18 protein-coding genes and 1 tRNA gene are annotated in these 20,590 nt (G+C 64.4%); 10 read left to right on the top strand and 9 right to left on the bottom strand.

Translation table 11 applies throughout. The features are described from left to right. Positions 1–77: 77 nt before the first annotated feature. Positions 78–1,247, top strand: a complete 1,170-nt coding sequence (gene pobA, locus QOL62_RS16040; RefSeq protein ID WP_283406955.1) for a 4-hydroxybenzoate 3-monooxygenase — start codon at positions 78–80, stop codon at positions 1,245–1,247. 101 nt (positions 1,248–1,348) lie between these two features. Here the strand turns inward: pobA and QOL62_RS16035 are convergent, their stop codons facing one another. The 3 genes from QOL62_RS16035 to ligK all read right to left on the bottom strand — a co-directional run bounded on the left by QOL62_RS16035 (position 1,349) and on the right by ligK (position 4,036). Continuing rightward, a complete protein-coding gene (locus QOL62_RS16035; protein WP_283406954.1) occupies positions 1,349–2,224 on the bottom strand; it encodes an amidohydrolase family protein in 876 nt (291 codons plus the stop codon). Positions 2,225–2,304: 80 nt separating this feature from the next. Beyond that, positions 2,305–3,369 (bottom strand): 4-oxalomesaconate tautomerase, encoded by a 1,065-nt coding sequence (locus QOL62_RS16030; protein ID WP_283406953.1) that lies wholly within the window; start codon positions 3,367–3,369, stop codon positions 2,305–2,307. Continuing rightward, a complete protein-coding gene (gene ligK, locus QOL62_RS16025; protein ID WP_283406952.1) occupies positions 3,362–4,036 on the bottom strand; it encodes a 4-carboxy-4-hydroxy-2-oxoadipate aldolase/oxaloacetate decarboxylase in 675 nt (224 codons plus the stop codon). The genes QOL62_RS16030 and ligK overlap by 8 nt, the downstream gene beginning before the upstream one ends. Positions 4,037–4,135: 99 nt before the next feature. Between ligK and QOL62_RS16020 the strand changes: the two genes are divergently transcribed. From QOL62_RS16020 to QOL62_RS15985, 8 genes are all read left to right on the top strand, one after another. Further along, entirely contained in the window at positions 4,136–5,287 is a 1,152-nt protein-coding gene (locus QOL62_RS16020; RefSeq protein ID WP_283406951.1) for a LysR substrate-binding domain-containing protein, read from the top strand. Between the two features lie 124 nt (positions 5,288–5,411). After that, a complete protein-coding gene (locus tag QOL62_RS16015; protein WP_283406950.1) occupies positions 5,412–6,269 on the top strand; it encodes an NAD(P)-dependent oxidoreductase in 858 nt (285 codons plus the stop codon). A gap of 3 nt (positions 6,270–6,272) precedes the next feature. Further along, a complete protein-coding gene (locus QOL62_RS16010) occupies positions 6,273–7,298 on the top strand; it encodes an amidohydrolase family protein (RefSeq protein WP_283406949.1) in 1,026 nt (341 codons plus the stop codon). A 2-nt stretch (positions 7,299–7,300) separates the two neighbouring features. After that, positions 7,301–8,329: an aromatic ring-hydroxylating oxygenase subunit alpha gene (locus QOL62_RS16005; protein WP_283406948.1), complete on the top strand. Its 1,029-nt coding sequence runs from the start codon at positions 7,301–7,303 to the stop codon at positions 8,327–8,329. Beyond that, positions 8,326–8,736, top strand: a complete 411-nt coding sequence (ligA, locus tag QOL62_RS16000; protein ID WP_283406947.1) for a protocatechuate 4,5-dioxygenase subunit alpha — start codon at positions 8,326–8,328, stop codon at positions 8,734–8,736. Before QOL62_RS16005 ends, ligA begins: the two co-directional genes overlap by 4 nt. A gap of 1 nt (position 8,737) precedes the next feature. After that, on the top strand, positions 8,738–9,646 hold the full coding sequence (locus QOL62_RS15995; protein ID WP_283406946.1) for a class III extradiol dioxygenase subunit beta: 909 nt from the start codon (positions 8,738–8,740) through the stop codon (positions 9,644–9,646). A gap of 48 nt (positions 9,647–9,694) precedes the next feature. Further along, positions 9,695–10,651 carry a Gfo/Idh/MocA family oxidoreductase gene (locus QOL62_RS15990; RefSeq protein WP_283406945.1) on the top strand — a complete coding sequence of 319 codons (957 nt, stop codon included), beginning with the start codon at positions 9,695–9,697 and terminating at the stop codon, positions 10,649–10,651. Continuing rightward, positions 10,651–11,649, top strand: coding sequence for an aldo/keto reductase (locus tag QOL62_RS15985; RefSeq protein WP_283406944.1), 999 nt, complete (start codon positions 10,651–10,653; stop codon positions 11,647–11,649). The genes QOL62_RS15990 and QOL62_RS15985 overlap by 1 nt, the downstream gene beginning before the upstream one ends. A gap of 90 nt (positions 11,650–11,739) precedes the next feature. Here QOL62_RS15985 and QOL62_RS15980 read toward each other — a convergent pair whose 3' ends face one another. The 3 genes from QOL62_RS15980 to QOL62_RS15970 form a co-directional block, all read right to left on the bottom strand. Further along, on the bottom strand, positions 11,740–13,095 hold the full coding sequence (locus QOL62_RS15980; RefSeq protein ID WP_283406943.1) for an MFS transporter: 1,356 nt from the start codon (positions 13,093–13,095) through the stop codon (positions 11,740–11,742). 61 nt (positions 13,096–13,156) lie between these two features. Further along, positions 13,157–15,289 carry an acetate--CoA ligase family protein gene (locus QOL62_RS15975; RefSeq protein WP_283406942.1) on the bottom strand — a complete coding sequence of 711 codons (2,133 nt, stop codon included), beginning with the start codon at positions 15,287–15,289 and terminating at the stop codon, positions 13,157–13,159. 23 nt (positions 15,290–15,312) lie between these two features. Next, a complete protein-coding gene (locus QOL62_RS15970) occupies positions 15,313–16,146 on the bottom strand; it encodes a p-hydroxycinnamoyl CoA hydratase/lyase (protein WP_283406941.1) in 834 nt (277 codons plus the stop codon). 73 nt (positions 16,147–16,219) lie between these two features. Here QOL62_RS15970 and QOL62_RS15965 point away from each other — a divergent pair, with 73 nt between their 5' ends. Next, the gene (locus QOL62_RS15965; protein ID WP_283406940.1) at positions 16,220–16,630 is read left to right on the top strand and encodes a MarR family winged helix-turn-helix transcriptional regulator; all 411 of its coding nucleotides are present in this window, start codon (positions 16,220–16,222) and stop codon (positions 16,628–16,630) included. A 79-nt stretch (positions 16,631–16,709) separates the two neighbouring features. Here QOL62_RS15965 and QOL62_RS15960 read toward each other — a convergent pair whose 3' ends face one another. From QOL62_RS15960 to QOL62_RS15950, 3 genes are all read right to left on the bottom strand, one after another. After that, on the bottom strand, positions 16,710–17,582 hold the full coding sequence (locus QOL62_RS15960; protein WP_283406939.1) for an amidohydrolase family protein: 873 nt from the start codon (positions 17,580–17,582) through the stop codon (positions 16,710–16,712). Between the two features lie 174 nt (positions 17,583–17,756). Beyond that, a complete protein-coding gene (locus tag QOL62_RS15955) occupies positions 17,757–19,154 on the bottom strand; it encodes an aldehyde dehydrogenase (RefSeq protein WP_283406938.1) in 1,398 nt (465 codons plus the stop codon). A 1,341-nt stretch (positions 19,155–20,495) separates the two neighbouring features. Further along, positions 20,496–20,572 (bottom strand) — tRNA-Met (locus QOL62_RS15950). Positions 20,573–20,590 lie beyond the last annotated feature (18 nt).

Below are 20,590 nucleotides of genomic sequence, written 5' to 3'. Positions count from 1 at the left end.
CCCTGTCGCCTTCCTGTCAATTCTCGGGTATTGCGAATGCGCCAGAACAGAGCGCGCCGCCTGTGGAGACATGTTCCATGCGCAGAGACGTCGTCATCATCGGCGCAGGCCCCGCTGGCCTGCTGCTGGCCCACCTTCTCAAGGCCGAGGGGATCGACTGCGTCGTTCTCGAACGCCAGACCGGCCCTTACGTACTGTCCCGCATCCGCGCCGGCGTGCTGGAACAGGTCACGGTGGGCCTGATGGAGCGTCTCGGGCTTGACGCTCGTATGAAGGCAGAAGGGTTGCCGCATGATGGCTTCAACCTTGCCGACGGCGAGCGCCTGATCCGCATCGACATCAAGGCGCTGACCGGCAAGCAGGTGATGGTCTATGGCCAGACCGAACTCACCCGGGACCTCATGGAAGCGGCCGCGCCGCGCGGGGTCGAGGTGATCTACGAAGCCGCCAACGTCGCCCTGCACGAGGTCGCCGGAGACGCGCCTTACGTGACATATACCAAGGACGGCGCCGAACAGCGCGTGGAGGCCCGCTTTGTGATCGGCTGCGACGGCTTCCACGGTCCGTCCCGCAAAGCCGTTCCCGCCTCCGTCGCCCGCTCCTTCGAACGCGTCTATCCGTTCGGGTGGCTTGGCATTCTGGCCGACGTGCCGCCGTGCAACCACGAACTGATCTACGCCAACCATGACCGCGGCTTTGCTCTCGCCTCCCAGCGCAGCAACACGCGTAGCCGCTACTACATCGACGTGCCGGTGACAGCGAAGGTGGAGGACTGGAGCGATGAGCGGATCTGGGACGAGCTAAGCGTACGCCTCGGCCCGGAGGCCGCCGCGCACATCACGCGTGGGCCTTCTATCGAGAAGTCGATAGCACCGCTGCGGTCCTTCGTCTTCGAGCCAATGCGCTATGGCAGCCTGCTGCTCTGCGGCGATTCCGCTCACATCGTGCCGCCGACCGGCGCCAAGGGGCTGAACCTGGCCGCAAGCGACGTGCATTACGCGGCGGAGGCACTGACCGCCTTCTTCAAGAAGAACGACAACGACCGGGTGGCGGCCTATTCCGAAACGGCCCTGGCACGCGTCTGGAAGGCGGAGCGGTTCAGCTGGTCGCTGACGAAGCTGATGCACCGTTTCCCGGAAGATGGCGAATTCGAACGTCGCATCCAGATGGCCGAGCTGGATTACATCGCTTCCAGCGAGGCGGCCCAGCGTTCTATCGCGGAAAACTACGTAGGCCTGCCTCTCTGACAGCAGCGATGTAAATAAGCCCTCCTCCTGCCGAGGGAAGAGGGCCATGCCCTGGAATACCTGCGACTGGTTACCCGCGATCCGTCATAGCTGGGCAGCTCTCAAATTTCCTCGGGCCAGTAAAGCCGCATCGGATTGGTGACGAGCAGCTTGCGCTGCAGCTCTTCGGTCGGAGCAATGCGGGGAATCATGTCCACCAAATGGCCATCGTCGGGGATTGCATCCTGCATGTTGGGATGCGGCCAATCAGTACCCCACAGCACCCGATCCTGGTAATCGGCAACGAGCGGTCCCACGGCCTCGGCAAAGGCGTTCCACGGATCCCCCCCAGCGTCCAGCCGATCCGGGCACGTGGCCTTGAACCAGATATCTTCGCGGCTGTTCAGGAAGGCGCGGAACGCCTTCATGTCTGTGCCATCGGGGCCCTGGCTCACGTCCGGGCGTCCCATGTGATCGATCACGAGCGGAACGGGGATTGCGTCCATGAAGGGGCGAAGTTCATCAAGAATATCGGCCTCGAAGTAGATGACGACGTGCCATCCTGCAGGGAGCCGCTTCGCCACCTCAAGGAACTTGTCCTTCGGCGCATCGTCCACGAGACGCTTCAGGAAGTTGAAACGGATACCCCGAATGCCGCCTTCGTGGAGCGCAGCCAGTTCCTCTTCCGAGATCGCAGGATCGACCACCGCGACGCCGCGCGCCCTGCCCGCACTCTTCGCGATGGCGTCCAGCGTGGCGGCATTGTCCGTGCCGTGGCAACTGGCCTGCACGATCACATTGCGCGCGAAACCCAGTTGATCGCGCAGGGCGAACAGCATGTCCGGACCGGCATCTTCCGGCAGATACTTCGCCTTCGCGCTGAAGGGAAACTGCGCCCTCGGCCCGAAGACATGGCAGTGCGCGTCAACGGCGCCTGCGGGCGGAGTATAGAGCGGCTTCGACGGAGCGTCGTGCCAACTGACGATGCGTTCGGACATCCCTTGACCTTCTGTTGTGCGCGGGCCTTGGCAGATAGGGCCGGCGCCGGTTCTCTCTTCCTGTCGTGTGGCTTGCCGGCCTAGCCGAAGACGATACCGTCCATCAGCTTGCGCGCCGTGCGCAGCAACGCGGCGCTTACGACCGCTCCGTGATCATCTGTCTCCAGCACGCATGTCATCTCGCCGGTCGGGTGTTCCACCGACAGGATTTTGCGCGCCCCTTCGGGTATCGCCGCGACCTCGGCGGCGGGCGACCCCTCGATCAGGCACGCAGTCGCGACCGAAACAGCGCCGAGCACGCCGATGGTGGCATGGGCGCGGTGCGGGATGAAGCTGCGGACCGTGATCGCGCCGCCATTACGGGGCGGGGCGACCAGCATCATCTTGGGCACTGACTTGTCCGTCACGTCGCCCAGGTTCATGCGCTCGCCGATCGCAAGGCGGATTGCCTCGATCCGCGTCTTCAAATCGGCATCCGCGTCGAGCGTATCGCGATCCTCATAGCCGGTGACACCCACATCCTGCGCCTTGAACACGACACAGGGCATGCCGTTGTCGATCAGCGTGACGGGCACCCCGTTGACGGTATCCGCAGCGTTGCCGGTCGGCAGGAGCGCTCCGCACGAAGAGCCTGCAGTATCGCGGAACTCCAGCGGCACGGGCGCATGCGTCCCTGGAACGCCATCGATCGCCGCGTCCCCGGCATAGCTCACCGTCCCGCCCGGCGTCTGCACCGTGGCGACCGCCACCTGGCCGGTGTTCTCCATGTAGATCGCCACGCGCGTCTCATCGCCTGTGGGGGCGACCAATCCACGTTCAATGGCGAACGGCCCTATGCCCGCCAGAATGTTCCCGCAGTTCTGCGCATCAGTCACAACCGCTTTGTCGACGAAGACCTGCAGGAAGAGGTAATCGACATCGATACCTTCGCGTGTGGACCGGGACACCACCGCGACCTTGCTGGTCAGCGGATCGGCTCCGCCCATGCCGTCGATCTGGCGCGGATCGGGCGAGCCCATGACGCGCAGCAGGAAAGCATCACGCGCAGCCACATCGGTCGGCAGATCGTCCTTGAGGAAGTAGCCGCCCTTCGACGTGCCACCCCGCATCCACAGGCAGGGTGCGCTGTGCGCCGGGTCAGACATACTTCAGGCCTTCCTTCTCCAGGCGTTCGCGCATCTTGTACATATCCAGCCCCAGCACGCCGTCGGCCAGCTTCTGGCGCTTTTCGCCTTCGTTAGCCTCGCGCGCCTGCGCCGCAGCGAGCACCTCGGCCGCCTTTTCACGCGGAACGACGCAGACGCCGTCATCGTCCGCCACAATCACGTCGCCCGGGTTGACCATGGCGTTGGCGCAAACCACGGGCACGTTGACCGAACCCAGCGTGTTCTTCACGGTGCCCTGCGCAGAGATCGCCTTGGACCAGACGGGGAACTGCATCTCCGTGAGATCGCGCACGTCGCGCACGCCGGCATCGATAATCAGGCCACGGCAGCCGCGCGCCTGCGCGCTCGTCGCCAGAAGATCGCCGAAGTAACCGTCCTCGCACGGGCTGGTCGGTGCCAGCAGCAGGATATCGCCGTCCTTGAGCTGTTCGATGGCGACATGCACCATCCAGTTGTCGCCGGGCGCGGAGCTGATCGTGACAGCCGACCCGGCAATGCGCGCGCCGCTGTAGATCGGGCGCATGTAGCTGGCCAGCAGACCGGTTCGCCCCTGTGCCTCATGCACAGTGGCCACGCCGCACTGGGCAAGCCCGTCGATCACGGCAGGATCGGCACGCTCAATGTTCTGGACGACGATACCACTCATGACATGCACTCCTTCTTTCGCCTCACAGATGGGGAACTGACGCCCTCTACGGAAAGAGAACTTTGGAAAGTGCGATTGGTTTTGGCTAAGTGTTGTGGGATGGACATCTGGACGCTGAACTTGCGCCACCTTCATGCGGTGGAGCGAATTGCCCGCCTGGGAACGGTGAATGCCGCCGCGGGCGCGGTCAATCTCAGCCAGCCTGCCATAACACAGGCGCTGGCCCGCCTTGAGGCCATGCTGGAGCTTCCGCTGTTCGAACGCCGCCACGACGGGATGATTCCTACTCGCGCCGGCGACATCCTGGCCGCTCGCGTCGCTGCGGCACTCGCCCACGTGCGCAGTCCGCACGTGACCATGCCGCGGATGCGGGCCATGCTGGCCGTGGCCGAAACGGGCAGTTATACCGGCGCCAGCCAGGCGACGGGGCTTTCCGTGCCATCCATCCACCGTGCCGTGACCGACCTTTCGCTGGCCATGCGCCGTGCGCTGGTGACGCGGCGCGGGAAGTTCGCCATGACCACCGAGGCGGGCAACCAGCTGGCGCGCGAATTGCGCTTGGCACAGGTCGAACTGGAAGCCGCACTCTCCGAGGTGCAGGCCTTGCGGGGCCATGAGACGCGACGCATCGCCATCGGCGCAATGCCGCTTTCGCGCGCCCGGATCCTGCCCGCCGCAGTCGCCCGCTTTCTGGCCCGGCGGCCGCAAGTGCGCCTCACCATCGTCGAGGGTTCACGCACCGAACTGGTGGAGCCCCTGCGCAGCGGCGTGCTGGATGTCATGGTGGGCGCATTGCGCGATCCGCTGACCGAACCGGACCTCGTCCAGCACCGCCTGTTCGACGACGTGCCCGGCTTCTACGCAAGGCGCGGACATCCGCTGAGCGGCACTGCGCCCGATGCCGCAGACCTTGCGCGCTTTCCCTTCACGCTGGCCCCGCGCGGAACCCCCTTGCGCGACGGGTTCGAAGGGTACTTCAGCGATCAGGGCCTCCCCCTGCCTGCGGTGCCGATCGAGTCCGGATCGGCGATGATGATACGGCAGGTTCTGATGGGGACCGATTTCATCACGCTCCTCTCTCCCGATCAGGTTTCGGTCGAACTGGAGGCGGGATGGCTCGAGCCGCTTGCCCGCCTGCCTGAGCGCTTTGCCCGTACGATCGGCATGACGATCCGCGCATCGCTGCTGCCCACGGAGGTCCAGGCAGAGTTCTTTGCCGATCTGGAGGCTGCGGCGGGGGATTGCGCCTGACCTCACATCACGCTCGCCTGAACCGGTCGGCGCGGCCCGTCGCGCGGTGACAGTTAGCCCGTCCTTATAGCCGTTCGACAGTTCCAATTTGCTGGAGACTGCTCGGATCGTCAGTTATGGCGGCATGAGAGGAACCATAGCCTTGATCGGCTTCGGCGAGGCCGCGTCGACATTCGCCCGCTGCGGAAACTGGAGCGACGGAGCGGCTGCCTTCGACATCGCGCCTGATCGTCGCGCTGCCATGGAAGAGCTGGGGGTGGCGGTCGGCGATAGCGTGGAGCAGGCGCTGGACGGAGCATCGCTGGTCCTCTCGCTCGTGACTGCAGATCAGGCACTGCCCGTCGCTCGGCACTGCGCCGGACTTATCGCCAAGGACGCCTTGTTCTGCGATATGAACTCCGTGGCTCCCGGGACGAAGCGCGAGGCTGCACAGGCCTTTGAAGCGGCCGGGGCGCGGTATGTGGACGTGGCGATCATGGCCCCAGTCAGCCCTGCGCACCTAACGGTTCCGCTCAACCTCTCGGGCCCTCATGCGGCTGAGGCGGAAGAGAGCCTACGGGCAGCAGGTTTCGCCAGGACAAGCGTCGTGGGCGACGACATTGGCCGCGCGTCGGCAATCAAGCTGGTCCGCTCGGTCATGGTCAAGGGCCTGGAAGCCCTCACCGCCGAGATGATGCTGGCCGCCCATGCCGAAGGTGTGGCCGATGCCGTACTGGCTTCGCTCGACGCCAGCGAGAAGCCGTCGCCTTGGGCCATCCGCGCGGATTACAACCTGGATCGCATGCTCGTCCACGGGCGCCGCCGCGCTGCGGAGATGGCGGAGGCTGCGCAGATGCTGCGCGACCTCGGCATCGATCCGCTGATGACCCAGAACACCGTAGCGCGCCAGCAGGCACTGGGCGGCTTGGGCCTCACTCCGCCGCCGGAAGGTCTTGAGGCCAAGCTGGTGGCCATCACCAAAACATCCAAGGGAGAGCATTGAGCCATGTCGCTCGTCATCGATTGTCACGGTCACTACACTGTCCTGCCCAAGGCTCACGACGCCTGGCGCGAGGAGCAGATTGCCGCCTTCAAGGCTGGTGAGCCCATCCCGGCCTATCCCGACATTTCCGATGAGGAAATCCGCCAGACGATCGAGCAGAACCAGCTCAAGCTCATCAAGGAGCGCGGCGCCGACCTGACGATCTTCTCACCGCGCGCCTCTGCCATGGCGCATCATGTGGGCGACCAGGCCGTTTCGGAAGAGTGGGCGTTCCACTGCAACAACCTGATCGCCCGAGTGGTGAAGATGTTCCCCGAGACGTTTGCTGGCGTCTGCATGCTGCCGCAGAGCCCCAAGGCGGACCTTTCCGCCTCGATCAGGGAACTGCGCCGCTGCGTCGAGGACCTGGGCTTCATCGGCTGCAACCTCAACCCAGATCCGGGTGGCGGTCACTTCGAGCACCCACCGCTCACCGACGAATACTGGTTCCCCCTCTATGACGTGATGTGCGAACTGGACGTCCCGGCGATGATCCACGTTTCGGGGTCGTGCAACCCGGCGATGCACGCCACCGGCGGCTTCTACATCGCGGCCGACACCGTCGCCTTCATGCAGTTGATGCAGGGTGATCTCTTCGCCAGGTTCCCGGGACTGCGCTTCATCATCCCGCATGGCGGCGGTGCGGTGCCCTATCACTGGGGCCGCTATCGCGGACTCGCGGACATGCTGAAGAAGCCCAGCCTGGACGAATACATCATGAACAACGTGTTCTTCGATACCTGCGTCTACCACCAGCCGGGCATTAATCTGCTGGCGGACGTGATCGACAACAAGAACATCCTGTTCGGTTCTGAAATGGTTGGCGCGGTGCGCGGGATCGATCCTACTACCGGGCATTACTTCGACGATACCAAGCGCTACATTGATGCGCTGGACATCAGCGACGAGGAACGCCACGCCATCTTCGAGGGCAACACCCGCAAGGTTTTCCCGCGTCTCGACGCGCAACTTGCGGCACGGGGGCTCTGAGCGTGAGCACCTGGCTTACCAACACCTGGTACGTCGCCGGTTGGGATGCGGAAATCGACTCCGCGCCCCTCGCACGCACGATATGCGGTGTGCCGATGATGTTCTATCGTCGTCTCGACCGCTCTGTCGTGGCCATGCGCGACGCCTGCCCGCACCGCATGCTGCCGCTGTCCATTGGCATCCGCGAAGGTGATTCGATCCGCTGCAAGTACCATGGCCTGAAACTGGGACCGGACGGCGTGGCGGAGGAGATGCCGCTCAAGACGGAGACGGTGAACAGGCGCATCTGCGCAGAAACCTTCACGGTGGCAGAACGCCACCGCTTCGTCTGGCTGTGGATCGGCGATAAGGACAAGGCCGATCCTGCTCTCATTCCCGACCTGTGGCCCTGCAGCGCCGAGGGCTGGACCTTCGACGGCGGATATTATCCGGTAGCCTGCGATTATCGCCTGATGATCGACAACCTCATGGATCTGACACACGAAACCTACGTGCACGCCGGATCCATCGGCCAGCAGGAAATCCTGGAGGCGCCGCTGCAATGCAGGATCGAAGGCGAAAGCGTGCTGCTCTCGCGCTGGATGCCCGGCATCGACGCGCCGCCGTTCTGGCGCGGCGCCCTGAAGAAGCCCGGCCCGGTCGACCGCTGGCAGGTCTGTCAGTTTATCCTTCCCTCCGCGGTCATGATCGATGTCGGCGTTGCACCCGTGGGCGCAGGCGCGACGATCGAGAGCCACGACCAGGGGGTTCGCGGCATGGTGGTAGACTTCATGACTCCTGAAACGGAGACGAGCCATCACTATTTCTGGGGCATGGCACGCAATTTCGACATTGATGACGCCGGCTTCACCGCCCGCTTCAAGGCCCAGCAGGGCGGGGTGTTCGCCGAAGACCGCGAGATCCTCGAAGCGCAGCAGGCGGCCATCCTCGCCAACCCGGACATGAAGCTCAACGCTTACCGCATCGACGAGGGCGGCGTGCGCGCCCGTCAGATCATCGCCCGCAAGATGCGGGCAGGAGAGGAAGCATGACAGGTCCAAAGGACATCCACGAATACCTTGGCGCCTTCGACGACATACCGGGTACGCGCGTCTATACCGCTGCCAGGGCGCGCCAGGGGTATCACCTGAACCAGTTCGCGATGAGCCTCATGAAGGCCGAGAATCGCGCACGCTGGTTGGCCGACGAACGCGCCTACCTGGACGAATGGCCGATGAGCCAGGAGCAGAAGGACGCCGTCCTTGCCCGCGATTACAACCGGCTGCTCGATCTTGGCGGCAACATCTATTTCCTGTCGAAAGTCTTCTCCACCGATGGCCTGAGCTTCGTGCAGGCGGTCTCGACGATGACCGGCATGAACGTGGATGAGTACAAGGCGATGATGGACGCCGGCGGCCGCTCCCCCAAGGGCGTGCGCTCGATAAAGGAAAGTTACTGATATGGCTCGCATCACAGCCGGTATCGCATCCAGCCACGTGCCCCTGCTTGGCGTTGCCGCCGACACCGGCAAGGACCGCGACGCCTACTTCGACCCGATCTTCGCCGGCTACGACTGGACGCGGGAGTGGATCGCGAAGCCCGAGAACAAGCCCGACGTGGTGATCCTGGTCTACAACGATCACGCATCGGCCTTTGACATGAAGATCATCCCCACCTTCGCCATCGGCTGCGGCGAACGCTACAAGCCGGCCGACGAAGGCTGGGGCCCGCGCCAGGTGCCCGATGTCGAAGGGCACCCCGACCTTGCGTGGCACATCGCGCAGAGTCTCGTGCTCGATGAGTTCGACATGACGATCATCAACGAGATGGACGTCGACCACGGCCTCACCGTGCCGCTCACGATGATGTACGGCGCCCCCGAGGCCTGGCCTGCGAAGGTCATCCCGCTCGCCGTCAATGTCGTCACGTACCCCCCGCCATCGGGCAACCGCTGCTGGGCGCTCGGCGAGGCGATCGCGCGGGCCGTGCAGTCGTATGGCGAGGATCTGAAGGTGCACGTCTGGGGCACCGGGGGCATGAGTCACCAGCTCCAGGGGCAAAGGGCCGGGCTCATCAATGCCGAGTGGGACAATATGTTCCTCGACGGCATGGTGGGTGACACGCAGGCCCTGCGCTTCATACCGCACATCGAGTATCTGCGCGAAACCGGCTCGGAAGGCATCGAGATGGTCATGTGGCTCATCATGCGCGGCGCACTGGGTCGCGAGACGAAAGCACTGCATCGTCATTATCACGTGCCCTGCTCCAACACCGCGATCGGGCACATCGTGCTGGAACCGGTCGACGGCACGGTGCCGCCAAGCCCCACGCTGGAAGGCAACAACGGTGCGGCGCAGGCCGCGATCTGACCGTCCGCATCAGCCCGCCACCAGTCAGAATACCCCAAGGAGAATATCATGCGCATAGCCCTCGTGGGCGCAGGTGCTTTCGGAGAGAAGCACCTCGACGGCCTCAAGAACATCGATGGTGTGGAAATCGCCTCGGTCATCAGCCGCCGTGCCGATCAGGCCGCTGAAGTCGCCGCCAAGTACGGCGCCGCGCACTCGGGCACCGAGCTTTCGGAAGCGCTCGCCCTGCCCGACGTCGACGCCGTGATCCTGTGCACGCCCACGCAGATGCACGCGGAGCAGGCGATCGCCTGCATGGACGCCGGCAAGCATGTACAGGTGGAAATTCCCCTTTCCGATTCCTGGCCCGATGCTCAGGCGGTGGTCGCCAAGCAGCAGGAAACCGGCCTCGTCTGCATGGTCGGCCATACGCGCCGCTTCAACCCATCGCACCAGTATGTCCATGACAGGATTGTCGCCGGTGAATTCGCGGTCCAGCAGATGGACGTGCAGACGTATTTCTTCCGCCGCAAGAACATGAACGCGAAGGGCCAGCCCCGTTCCTGGACGGACCACCTGCTTTGGCACCATGCGGCCCACACGATCGACCTGTTCGCCTACCAGTCCGGCAAGATCGTCGCCGCTCATGCCATGCAGGGTCCGAAGCATCCGGAACTCGGCATCGCGATGGACATGTCGATCCAGCTGAAGGCCGAAACAGGAGCGATCTGCACCCTTTCGCTCTCGTTCAACAACGATGGCCCGCTGGGAACCTTCTTCCGCTACATCGGCGACACGGGGACCTATATCGCCCGCTACGACGATCTGGTGAACGGCAAGGAAGAACCGGTCGACCTGACCGGCGTCGCGGTGTCTAACAACGGCATCGAACTGCAGGACCGCGAGTTCGTGGCCGCAATCCGCGAAGGCCGTGAGCCCAACTCCTCTGTTGCCCAGGTGCTGGACTGCTACCGGGTGATCGGCGAACTTGCCGACAGCCTCGAACAGCAGGACGGCTGGAGCTGATGGCGAACCGCATGCTCGCGGGCCGGCAGGTCCACAACGTCGGCCTGGGTTGCATGAACGTGGCCTGGGCCTACGGAAACCCGCCTTCCCGCGAGGATGCGGTGGCGCTGTTCCGTCACGCTCTGGATGCCGGGTGTGACCACTTTGACACCGCCAACATCTATGGCGGCGGGGTCAGCGAAGAGATCCTGGCCGAAGCGATCATGGCCCGCCGCGGCGACTTTCTTCTGGCCACCAAGACCGGGATCATCGTCGACGGCGCACGGCGTGGGATTGACTGCAGCCCTGACGCTATCACCGCATCGCTGGAAGGCAGTCTGAAGCGGCTAGGCACCGATCACGTCGATCTTTTCTACATGCACAGATTTGACCCGAAGGTACCTGTCGCCGACTCGGTGGGTGCCATGGTCCGGGCGATTGAGGCGGGGAAGATCGGCGCTTACGGTGTCTCCGAGTGGTCCTCCGCCCATATCCGCGAGGCGCACGCCGTCCACCCGATGGCCGCCGTGCAGACTGAATACTCACCCTGGACACGCAACGTGGAGCTGGGCGTGCTGGATGTCACGCGTGAGCTCGGCATTGCCCTCGTTGCGTTTTCTCCCGTCGCTCGTGGAGCGCTGGGGGGTGAACTGCGCGACGTCTCAGCGCTATCCGAAAAGGATCTGCGCCGCACGCATCCCCGTTTCCTTGCTGAAAACTGGCCGCACAATCGCGCGATGATCGACCGGTTCGATGCTCTGGCTGCGGCGGCCGGAGTCACCCCGGCCCAGCTCTCGCTCGCTTGGGTGCTTTCGCGGGGAGAGCACCTGCACGCCATTCCCGGCACCCGTTCGATCGCGCATTTCGACCAGAACCACGCCGCCTCCGGGCTTGAGATTGCCCCCGCCGTGATCGAGCAGGTGGGCGTGCTCATAAACCAGCAGACGGTCGCCGGTCACCGCTATCCCGAAGTCATGCGCGGCACGATCGACACCGAGGATTTTGCCGAAGTCGCATGAAGGCAGAAGGTTCCGGGATCGCCCCGGGACCTCCGATGTTCAGCCGTGCGAATGAGTCCAGGGGCGGCGGGTCAGACCCGCCGCCTTTTTTCAGTCCTCGACGCTGACAGCCTTGCTGGGCAATCCGAGGATTGCTGCCGCCGCGACGAGCGAGCCCAGGCCCATGGCCACGGCCACGCCGCTCAGTCCCATGCCGCCTTCGAACAGGAACCCGGCGACCACCGGCCCCAACGCCGCACCACCGCGCCCCACGCCGATGACAAACCCGGTGCCGCCACCCCGCGCAGCGGTCGGGAATGACGATGCGATCAGGGCATAGAAGCCGACCATGCCGGCATTGGTGAAGAAGCCCGCCGCTGCAGCCGCAAAGGCCAGGCTCACGAGATCGGCATGCCCCTGCCCGAACCAGACGACCATTGCCGTCGACAGCACCATCGTACCGATCATGATGGACCGCAGCGGAATACGCAGCGTCAACGCGCTGAGCAGCAGCGCACCCAGCAGGCCGCCCACGTTGGCATAGACCAGCACGCCGCCGGCGGCCGAAGCGGCATAGCCCATGTCGACGACGATCTTCGGCACCCACTTCAGGATGAAATAGAACGTCATCACGTGGCAGAAGTAGGCTGCGGCAAGCAGGAGCGTGGTTCGCCGCAAGTCACCGGCGAACAGGCGATGAAACGATGTCTTCGCCTTCGCATGGACGAGCGGCTCCGGCAGGCGGTCGACCGGTCCGTGCCCCAACCCCGCCAGTGCGCGGTTGACCTTCGCCAAGGTGCCGTCGCGACGCTCCCGCTGCAGCAGATAGCCGACGCTTTCCGGGGTCAGCACGAGAAGGAACGGTATCAGAGCGGCGCTGGCGATCGCTCCGAACGTGAAGATGTCGCGCCAGCTGCCGTCCACCAGCAGCGAGGTTGCAAACGCTCCTCCCGCGATGGCTCCCATGGGATAACCTGCCGCCATCACGGCGACCGCCGCGCCTCGCCAGCGGTCATTGGCATACTCCGCGACCATTGCATTGGTACAGGCGAGCATGCCGCCAATGCCGATGCCGGTGGCAAGGCGGAACGCGGCCAGCTGCCATATCGCGTGCACGTGCGCCGTCGCCGCCATGCCCAGCGCCATGATCAGGAGACACACAAGCGCAGTGGGCCGCCTGCCCACGCGATCCGCGAGCGGGCCGAGCAGAACGGAGCCGGCGGCCATGCCGATCAATTCCATCGAGAGCACGATGCCCAGCGCCGCACGGTCGATGCCCCATTCCGCTGAGATACCGGGCGAGGCGAAGCTTATTGAAAGAACGTCGAAGCCATCGAGCGCATTGAGCGCCACACATGTCGCGATGGCCAGCAACTGGCGCAGGCGCATCGGGCTTTGTGCGATGATGGCACGCGGATCCCCGGCCTGAACAGCATGGGCGGGATTGCCGGTGGAATGTATAGCCATATCTTCTCCCACACCCGCAGGACACCGCGACTTCGTGATCGCGGCGTTCCCGCCAAGTGCTTTACATTGTGCTGTCGTGTCGCACCAGCATCAGGGCATCAAGCGCAATGGCGCCCTGCCCCACAGGATGCAGGATGACGGGATTAAAGTCGATCTCCTCGAGCGCAGGTTCGGCTGCCAGTATCGTCCCCACCTGTGCCACCAGCTTCGCCAGCGCCGGCACATCCAGTGCGGGAGAGCCGCGGTAGCCCGCGAGTAACGGTGCGCTCTTGAGCTGCATCAGTTCCGCCTCGATCTGCGCTACCGGCATGTCAGGCGTGAAGAGACGCACATCCTGAAGGATCTCCGCCGTGACGCCGCCGAAGCCCGCGAGGACCACCGGTCCCCATTCAGGATCGTTGCGCCCGCCCACGATCATTTCCACTCCGCGCGCGCCCATCTTCTCGATCAGCACGCCGTCCAGCACCAGCGAGGCATCGTAGGAGCTGACATTGTCATGGATGCGACGCCAGGCCTGCTCCACCGCATCGGCATCCGCAAGGTTCAGGATGACACCGCCGGCATCGCTCTTGTGCCCCAGTGCCGCAGCCTGCGCCTTCATCGCGACCGGATAACCGACCGCGTCGGCGGCCGCCACCGCAGCCTCGGCGCTGCCGGCGAAGCGGCCTGTCGGGAAAGCGAAGCCCAGCGGCGCCAGGAGCGCCTTGGCATGGTACTCGGCCACCACGCCGTGGTGCTCGCCCAGCCCCGGGATGGGCGTCGCAGCCGCGTTCGCGGTGGTCAGGTCGCGGCCGGCAAGAGCGCCGAGACGCGCCATGGCGCGGAATGCCCGCTCGGAACTGGGAAAGCAGGGGATGCCCTTCGCCCGCAGCGCCGCGATAGCCTCTTCAGGGATCGGAGCGCCTTCATCCAGACCCGCAAAGATCAGAGGCTTTTCGATCGTGCGACCATCCAGCGCCGCCAGGATCGCCGGCACCTTAATGCCGCAGGTCACCGGATCGGTCTGGATAATTCCTGCCACCACGCCCCCGACGCGGTCGTCATCCAGCAGGGCCACGAGCGTGTTGGTGTAGATCTCCGGCTGGCTGAGGCCTTGTGCGGTGATGTCCAGCGGATTGCTGACCGGCACGAACGGCGGCAGCGCAGCACGCAACGCCGGTGAATCCCCGTCGCTCAGCGGAGCAAGCGGGATGCCAAGCTCTTCCGCGAGGTCGAGCGTCAGCGCCTTGAAGGCTCCGGACTCGCCCAGGACGGCAAGTTCGGGCTGCGCCAGCGCGGGTCCCCGCAGCAGGATTTCAGTAATGTCGCCAAGTTCCTCGAGCGTCTCTGCGAAGATCACGCCGGCACGCTCCACCTTGCGCCGCATGAGCTTGTAGTCGCCGGCCATGGCGCCGGTATGCGTCGCTGCGGATTCACGTGCCGCGCTGGACTTTCCGGGGTGGAGCAGCACCACCGGCTTTTCGGCGTCACGGGCCCGGCGCGCCACCGCCAGGAAGCGGGCCGGGCGGCGGAACTGCTCGACGATCATGGCGATGACATGCGTGTTCTCGTCATCCACCAGCCAGTCGACGTAATCCTCCACGCCGCTGGCAGCCTCGTTGCCGGTTGAAACCGAATAGCTGATCGCCAGATCCCGGGCCTGGAACGTGGTGCACAGGACCGCCGCCATGGCACCCGATTGCGACACCACGGCCACCGCGCGGCTGCCGGCCGGCGCGGCGGTTGCGGTTTCGACGAAGGTCAGCGGGATACCGTCGACGTGATTCACCAGCCCGAGACAGTTGGGTCCCTCGATGACCATGCCGTTCTCTGCGGCGATACGGGCAATCTCCGCCTGCTGCACCTTGCCTTCCTCGCCGCCTTCGGCAAAGCCGGCGGAGAAGATGATGGCGCCGCCACACTGGCGCGCAGCCAGTCCGCGCACGGCCTCGAGAACACCGGCCTGCGGGATCGCCAGGACAGCCACGTCGACGCCTTCCGGCAGGGCCTCCACCGACGGCAGGCACGCACGTGCGCCGATCGTTTCGCGGTTGGGATTGATCGGGTAGACTTCACCCCCGAAGCCGTTGCGGTCAAGGTTGCCAAGCACTGAGGCGCCCAGCGCTCCTGGCTTGTCGCTCGCCCCCACGACCGCGACGGAGCGCGGGCGCAGCAGACGCGCAACGGCGCCCCTGGAAAGGGTTCTATCGTTCATCGCTGCCTCTCCCGGCCCGGCGCTCAGCGCGCCTTGTTCAGATCGTATGCGCCCAGACCGGGCTTGTACGTCTTGTCATCGATGAACTGGCGCGTGGCCTCCTTGCGGCCTTCGGCATCGAAAAAGTTGGCTGCCTCCTGCGTGCGGACCAGATAATCCATCGAATTGTCGAACGTCATCTCGCGCACGCGGCGGATTGCCCACTTGGTGCCGCGCAGTGCGACCGGGTTCTTGCCGAGCAGGACCGTTGCGATCTCGGTGACCCGCTCCTTGAGCGTGTCCGCAGGCACTGCTTCGTTGACCAGGCCCCATTCCGCCGCCTTTCGGCCATCCACGTTCTCGCCCATCATGGCGTGATACATGGCATTGCGGAAGCCGGTCAGTTCCACGATGATCTTGCTGGCGCCGCCACCGGGCAGGATGCCCCAGTTGATCTCGGAGAGGCCGAACTGCGCGTCCTCGGCCGCCACCGCCAAGTCACAGCCGAACAGCGGGCCATAGGCGCCGCCGAAGCACCAGCCGTTCACCATCGCGATCGTCGGCTTCTCGTACCAGCGCAGGCGCTCCCACCAGCCGTAGGCCTCGCGCTGGGCCTTGCGCACGTGGCCGAGCCCCTTTTCCTCGTTTTCGCGAAAGTACTCCTTGAGGTCCATGCCCGCCGAAAAGGCCGACCCTTCGCCGGTCAGGACCAGCACGCCGACATCGTCACGGAATTCCAGCTCGTCCAGAACTTCCTGCATCCGGCGATTCAGGCTCGGGCTCATGCAGTTGCGCTTTTCGGGGCGGTTGAACGACACCCAGGCGATGCGATTCTCGATCGTGTACGAAACGGTATCGTGTTCAGCGCGGTCTTGCATGGCATTCCTCTTTGCTTGATTGCTGTAAGGAATAGCAACCCGATTGTTATCGTCAATAGCATAAGGAGAGGGCATGACTGATCTTCTGGGGCGGCTGCCGGGATATGCGCTGCGCCGTGCCGCTAACGCCGTGATGGGGGAGTTGGGCGACATCCTGGGCGACCGGGGTTTTCGAATCACAGAGGCGGCCGTGCTTCTGCTGGTGCAGGATCGCTCGGATTTAACCAGCAGCCAGATCGGCAAGACGCTGGACATCCAGCGCGCCAACATGGTCCCGCTGCTCAACCGCCTGGAAGCCGCGGGGTGGATCCGGCGCAAACCGCTCGACGGCAAATCGCTCGCTATCGTGCTGACCGCCGAAGGCGCCGCCAAGGTGACGGAACTTGCCAGCGTGATCGAGGTCTACGAACAGGGCCTGCTGCAACGCGTTCCCGAAGAGCATCGCGACCACCTGCTTCCCGCGCTGAACGCGATCTGGCGTTGATGCTTCCTTGAACCCTTCCTCTGCTACGGCTGCCGCCTCAGCAAAAGACTCGCCGCTGTCGACGCTCGAACTGCAGCTCCTATGCGAGGCCGAGCACGCGGGCGGCGTTGTTCTTCATGATCCCGGGTAGAACGTCTTCACGAAAGCCGGCATCCCTGGCGGCATCGATCCACCTGTCGGGGTGGATGACAGGAAAATCGCTTCCGAACATTACCTTGTCCCGCAACTGGCCATTGGCGTAGCGCACCACTTGCGGCGGAAAGTACTTGGGACTCCAACCGGACAGATCGATGAAGACGTTAGTCTTGTGCAGCGCCATGGACAGGCTTTCGTCCGTCCATGGCCAGCTCGGGTGAGCGAGGATGATCTTCATGTCCGGGAAATCCGCCGCCACGTCGTCCACCAGTATCGGCTGTCCGTACTTCAGACGAAGGCCGCCGCCGCCGCGCATCCCGGTGCCGATCCCCGAATGGCCGGTGTGGAAGATCGCCGGCAACCCATACTCCGCGATGACCTCATAGAGCGGCCAGGCCACCCGATCTGCGGGATCGATCCCCTGCAGGATATGATGGAACTTGAATCCCCGGACACCGTGGTTCTCGACAAGGTCGCGCGCCTCCCGCGCACCAAGCTTGCCCTTGTGCGGATCTATGGATGCGAACGGAATGCAGATATCCGCGTTCTCGGCCGCGAAGTCCGCAACTTCATAGTTGGAGACCCGGCGCGCGCCCAGATTGCTCTCGCAGTCCACTGTAAAAAGGCAGAAGGCGATGCGCTTCTCCCGGTACAGAGCCGCGATCTCCGGCAGTTTCGGCCTTTCGCGTGGCATCTTGAAATAGGCCGACGCCGCGTCGAAGAACTCAGCCATCACCGGATCTTCCGGATCGTGGCACGAAACTTCGGCATGCACATGCACATCGATCGCGCGTACGCTTTCCAAGTCGATGGTCATTGTCTCTCCCCAGCCAGGAATGGGGGCCGAAACCGAGCCGCCTGAAGCACAGAACACACGGACCCTGCTCTGGTCCCGGCGCTCTGCGCGCCGGAGGCTGTGGCGAGCAGGCCGAACTGGTGGACATGAGCGCCCGTCCCGGAGGAGGATAGGCGCTCATCGCAGGGCTTCAGGTCAGATCGGGAAATGGCCCGGCTGCGTTTCCACCGTGATCCAGCGGGTCTCGGTGAAGCTGTCGATCCCCTGCCTGCCGCCGAAGCGGCCGTAGCCCGAGGCGCCGACGCCCCCAAAGGGCATCTGTGCCTCATCATGCACCGTCGGGCCGTTCACGTGGCAGATGCCGGACTTGATGCGGCGCGCCACACCCAGACCGCGCGCGGCGTCGCGGGTGAAGACGGCGGCCGAAAGGCCATACTCGGTATCGTTCGCCAGCTCGATCGCATGTTCCTCGTCGCGGGCACGGATCATGGCGACAACGGGGCCGAAGCTCTCATCGCGATAGAGGTTCATGGCCGAAGTCACCCGGTCCACCACCGTGGCGGGCATCAGCACGCTGTCCGCCTGGCCGCCGGTCAGCACCGTCGCGCCCTTGCCGGCGGCGTCGGCGATCAGGGCGTTGACGTGATCAACAGTCTTGCGGTCGACGACCGCACCCAGCGGGGTCGTGCCTTCACGCGGATCGCCGGTAGCCATCGAGGCCACCTTCGCCGCGAACTTCTCGGCAAAGGCATCCGCCACCGCCTCGACCACGATGATGCGCTCGGTCGACATGCAGATCTGGCCCTGGTTCATGAAGGCACCGAAGGCGGCGGCCTTCACCGCTTCGTCGAGATCGGCATCATGCAGGACCACGAACGGTGCCTTCCCGCCCAGCTCGAGAAGACAAGGCTTCAACAGGCCGGCGGCGCGTTGCGCAATAATCTTGCCCACGGCCGTGGAGCCGGTGAAATTGATGCGCTTCACCTGCGGCGCATCGATCAGGGCCCCCACCACCGCAGGGGCATCGGCCGGGGCATTGGTGACGACATTGACCACGCCTTCGGGAAAGCCGGCCGCTGCAAAGGACTCGATGATGAGAGCGTGGGTGCGCGGGCACTGTTCGCTGGCCTTCAGGATAACGGCATTGCCACAGGCGAGCGGAACCGCGATGGCTCGCACGCCGAGGATGATCGGGGCATTCCACGGCGCGATGCCAAGGATCACGCCAACCGGTTCACGGATCGCCATGGCAAGGCATCCTGGTTTGTCAGACGGGATGATTTCGCCGGTGATCTGGGTTGTCAGCGATGCGGCTTCGCGCACGATACCGGCAGCCAAGGTCAGATTGAACATCGCCCAACCGGCCGTTGCGCCGATTTCGCCCATCATGGCGTCTACGAATGCGTCCTTGCGCGCTTCCAGAGCGTCTGCCGCGCGCAACAGGACGGCACGGCGCGCATTGGGCCCCAGTGCGGCCCAGGCGGGCTGCGCGCCGCCGGCAACTTCGGCGATCGCTGCCATCCGGTCTGCCGTCATGGCCTCTGCACTGGAGGCGACATCGCCCGTCAGCGGATTGATACGCTCAAACTTCATGGCATGCATTCTCCCTAGGAGTTTGCTATAGCTTATAGCATAAGGGTCGAGTGGACAAGAGCGATGACGTCCGTGGCGGCAAAGCCCTCCGCTGCATCCCTCCCATTTCCGGGCCACCGACGAACCGGTACCGCTCCCTTAGAGGGCATTTGCGCAAGCATCTTCCAAGAGTGACAGGCGAGACCCGCGCAGGATTGCGGTTTCCCAAACGCGTACCAAGGAAAGCGATCAGCGCTCGCTCTTCTCCTGACGTCAGCAGCAGCGAACGGCATCCGTCCGCCTCGTTAAAGTCCTCGTGGCAGGCGGTACGGCCATAGCCCCGTTAGGGGAAAGGCCGCCGTCGTAGAACCGCCGCCGCCCAGTTCGACCCGCGGCCGCCCATGCTGATGGTAACTCCCTCCCGCCGGGGCACACTCGTGAAAGCCTGACCTGTGAACTGACCGTCTCTGGTTCGTGTTGAAAATCTCCGCCCTGCCGCAGCGAGCCTAGCCTCCTCGAGCGCTTCCACGTAGAAGTTTGTCTCCAGCGTGATGAAAGGGCCGATGGGTGCCGACCTTGCGGCTGAACCGGTCGACGGTGGCCGCCAGATAGATGAGACTGCGGCCCGTTCGGCAGCTGGGGGAGCAGATTATGCCCCGGCGCGGGCTTATGCCCGGTCCCCACCTGACGCGGCATCGGCGAGGTGTGGGAGCCCTCAATCATCGCTTAATGCCGGGCACCAAACCGGCCGTGTCGCGCGCGCCTTCCAAAAAAGTCAGTCGCGAGCGTCAGCCCCCGCTATTAGGCAACAGCGTCTTCACGTCGACGGCCGGTTCATCCCACACCTTCTCCAATGCGGTGCTCAAGATCGATCGCGGCATCAACAGCAGACGAGCATGTCGTCCTCCGGCAGGAACTTAGCGCGCGCCCTGAATCTGGCCAAGGCATCAACTGCATGCTCCGGTGCTGGGATGCCTTCATCCGGTTCCTTCACGATAGAGGATCTGCCTTACAAGCAAGCCGCCCGAGGGGACACTATGCTGCGTACCACTCGGACGGACGGCATGACGTGAGGCGTTCGGATCGCGGCAACAGCACGCCGCAGCGCTCACACGTGATCCAGACCGCCGGCTCAACCACGTGGCTGGCTGATGCCGTCGGGTATTGCGGAGCGTCCCGTCAACAGGATCTTGGAACTGGCTGTACCGAAATGGCGAAAACCGCCATCTGTTGGAGTTGCCTGGCATGATGTTCCGCCTGCTTTTTGCCATCGTGATTGCCGGCTCGGTGCGGCAATGGGATGGTGGCTCCGCGCGCGGCCACGCTGGGCGTTCTCTGTAGGGCTGTGGGCTTTATTGAGTATGGTTGCGGGGGCAGGATTTGAACCTGCGACCTTCAGGTTATGAGCCTGACGAGCTACCGGGCTGCTCCACCCCGCGTCACCGATTGTGTGCGTT

This window comes from Novosphingobium panipatense, from assembly GCF_900182875.1.
GTDB lineage: Bacteria > Pseudomonadota > Alphaproteobacteria > Sphingomonadales > Sphingomonadaceae > Novosphingobium > Novosphingobium panipatense.
The sequence above is the reverse complement of the archived record's forward strand: the minus strand, read 5'-3'. Positions and strand labels throughout refer to the sequence as shown.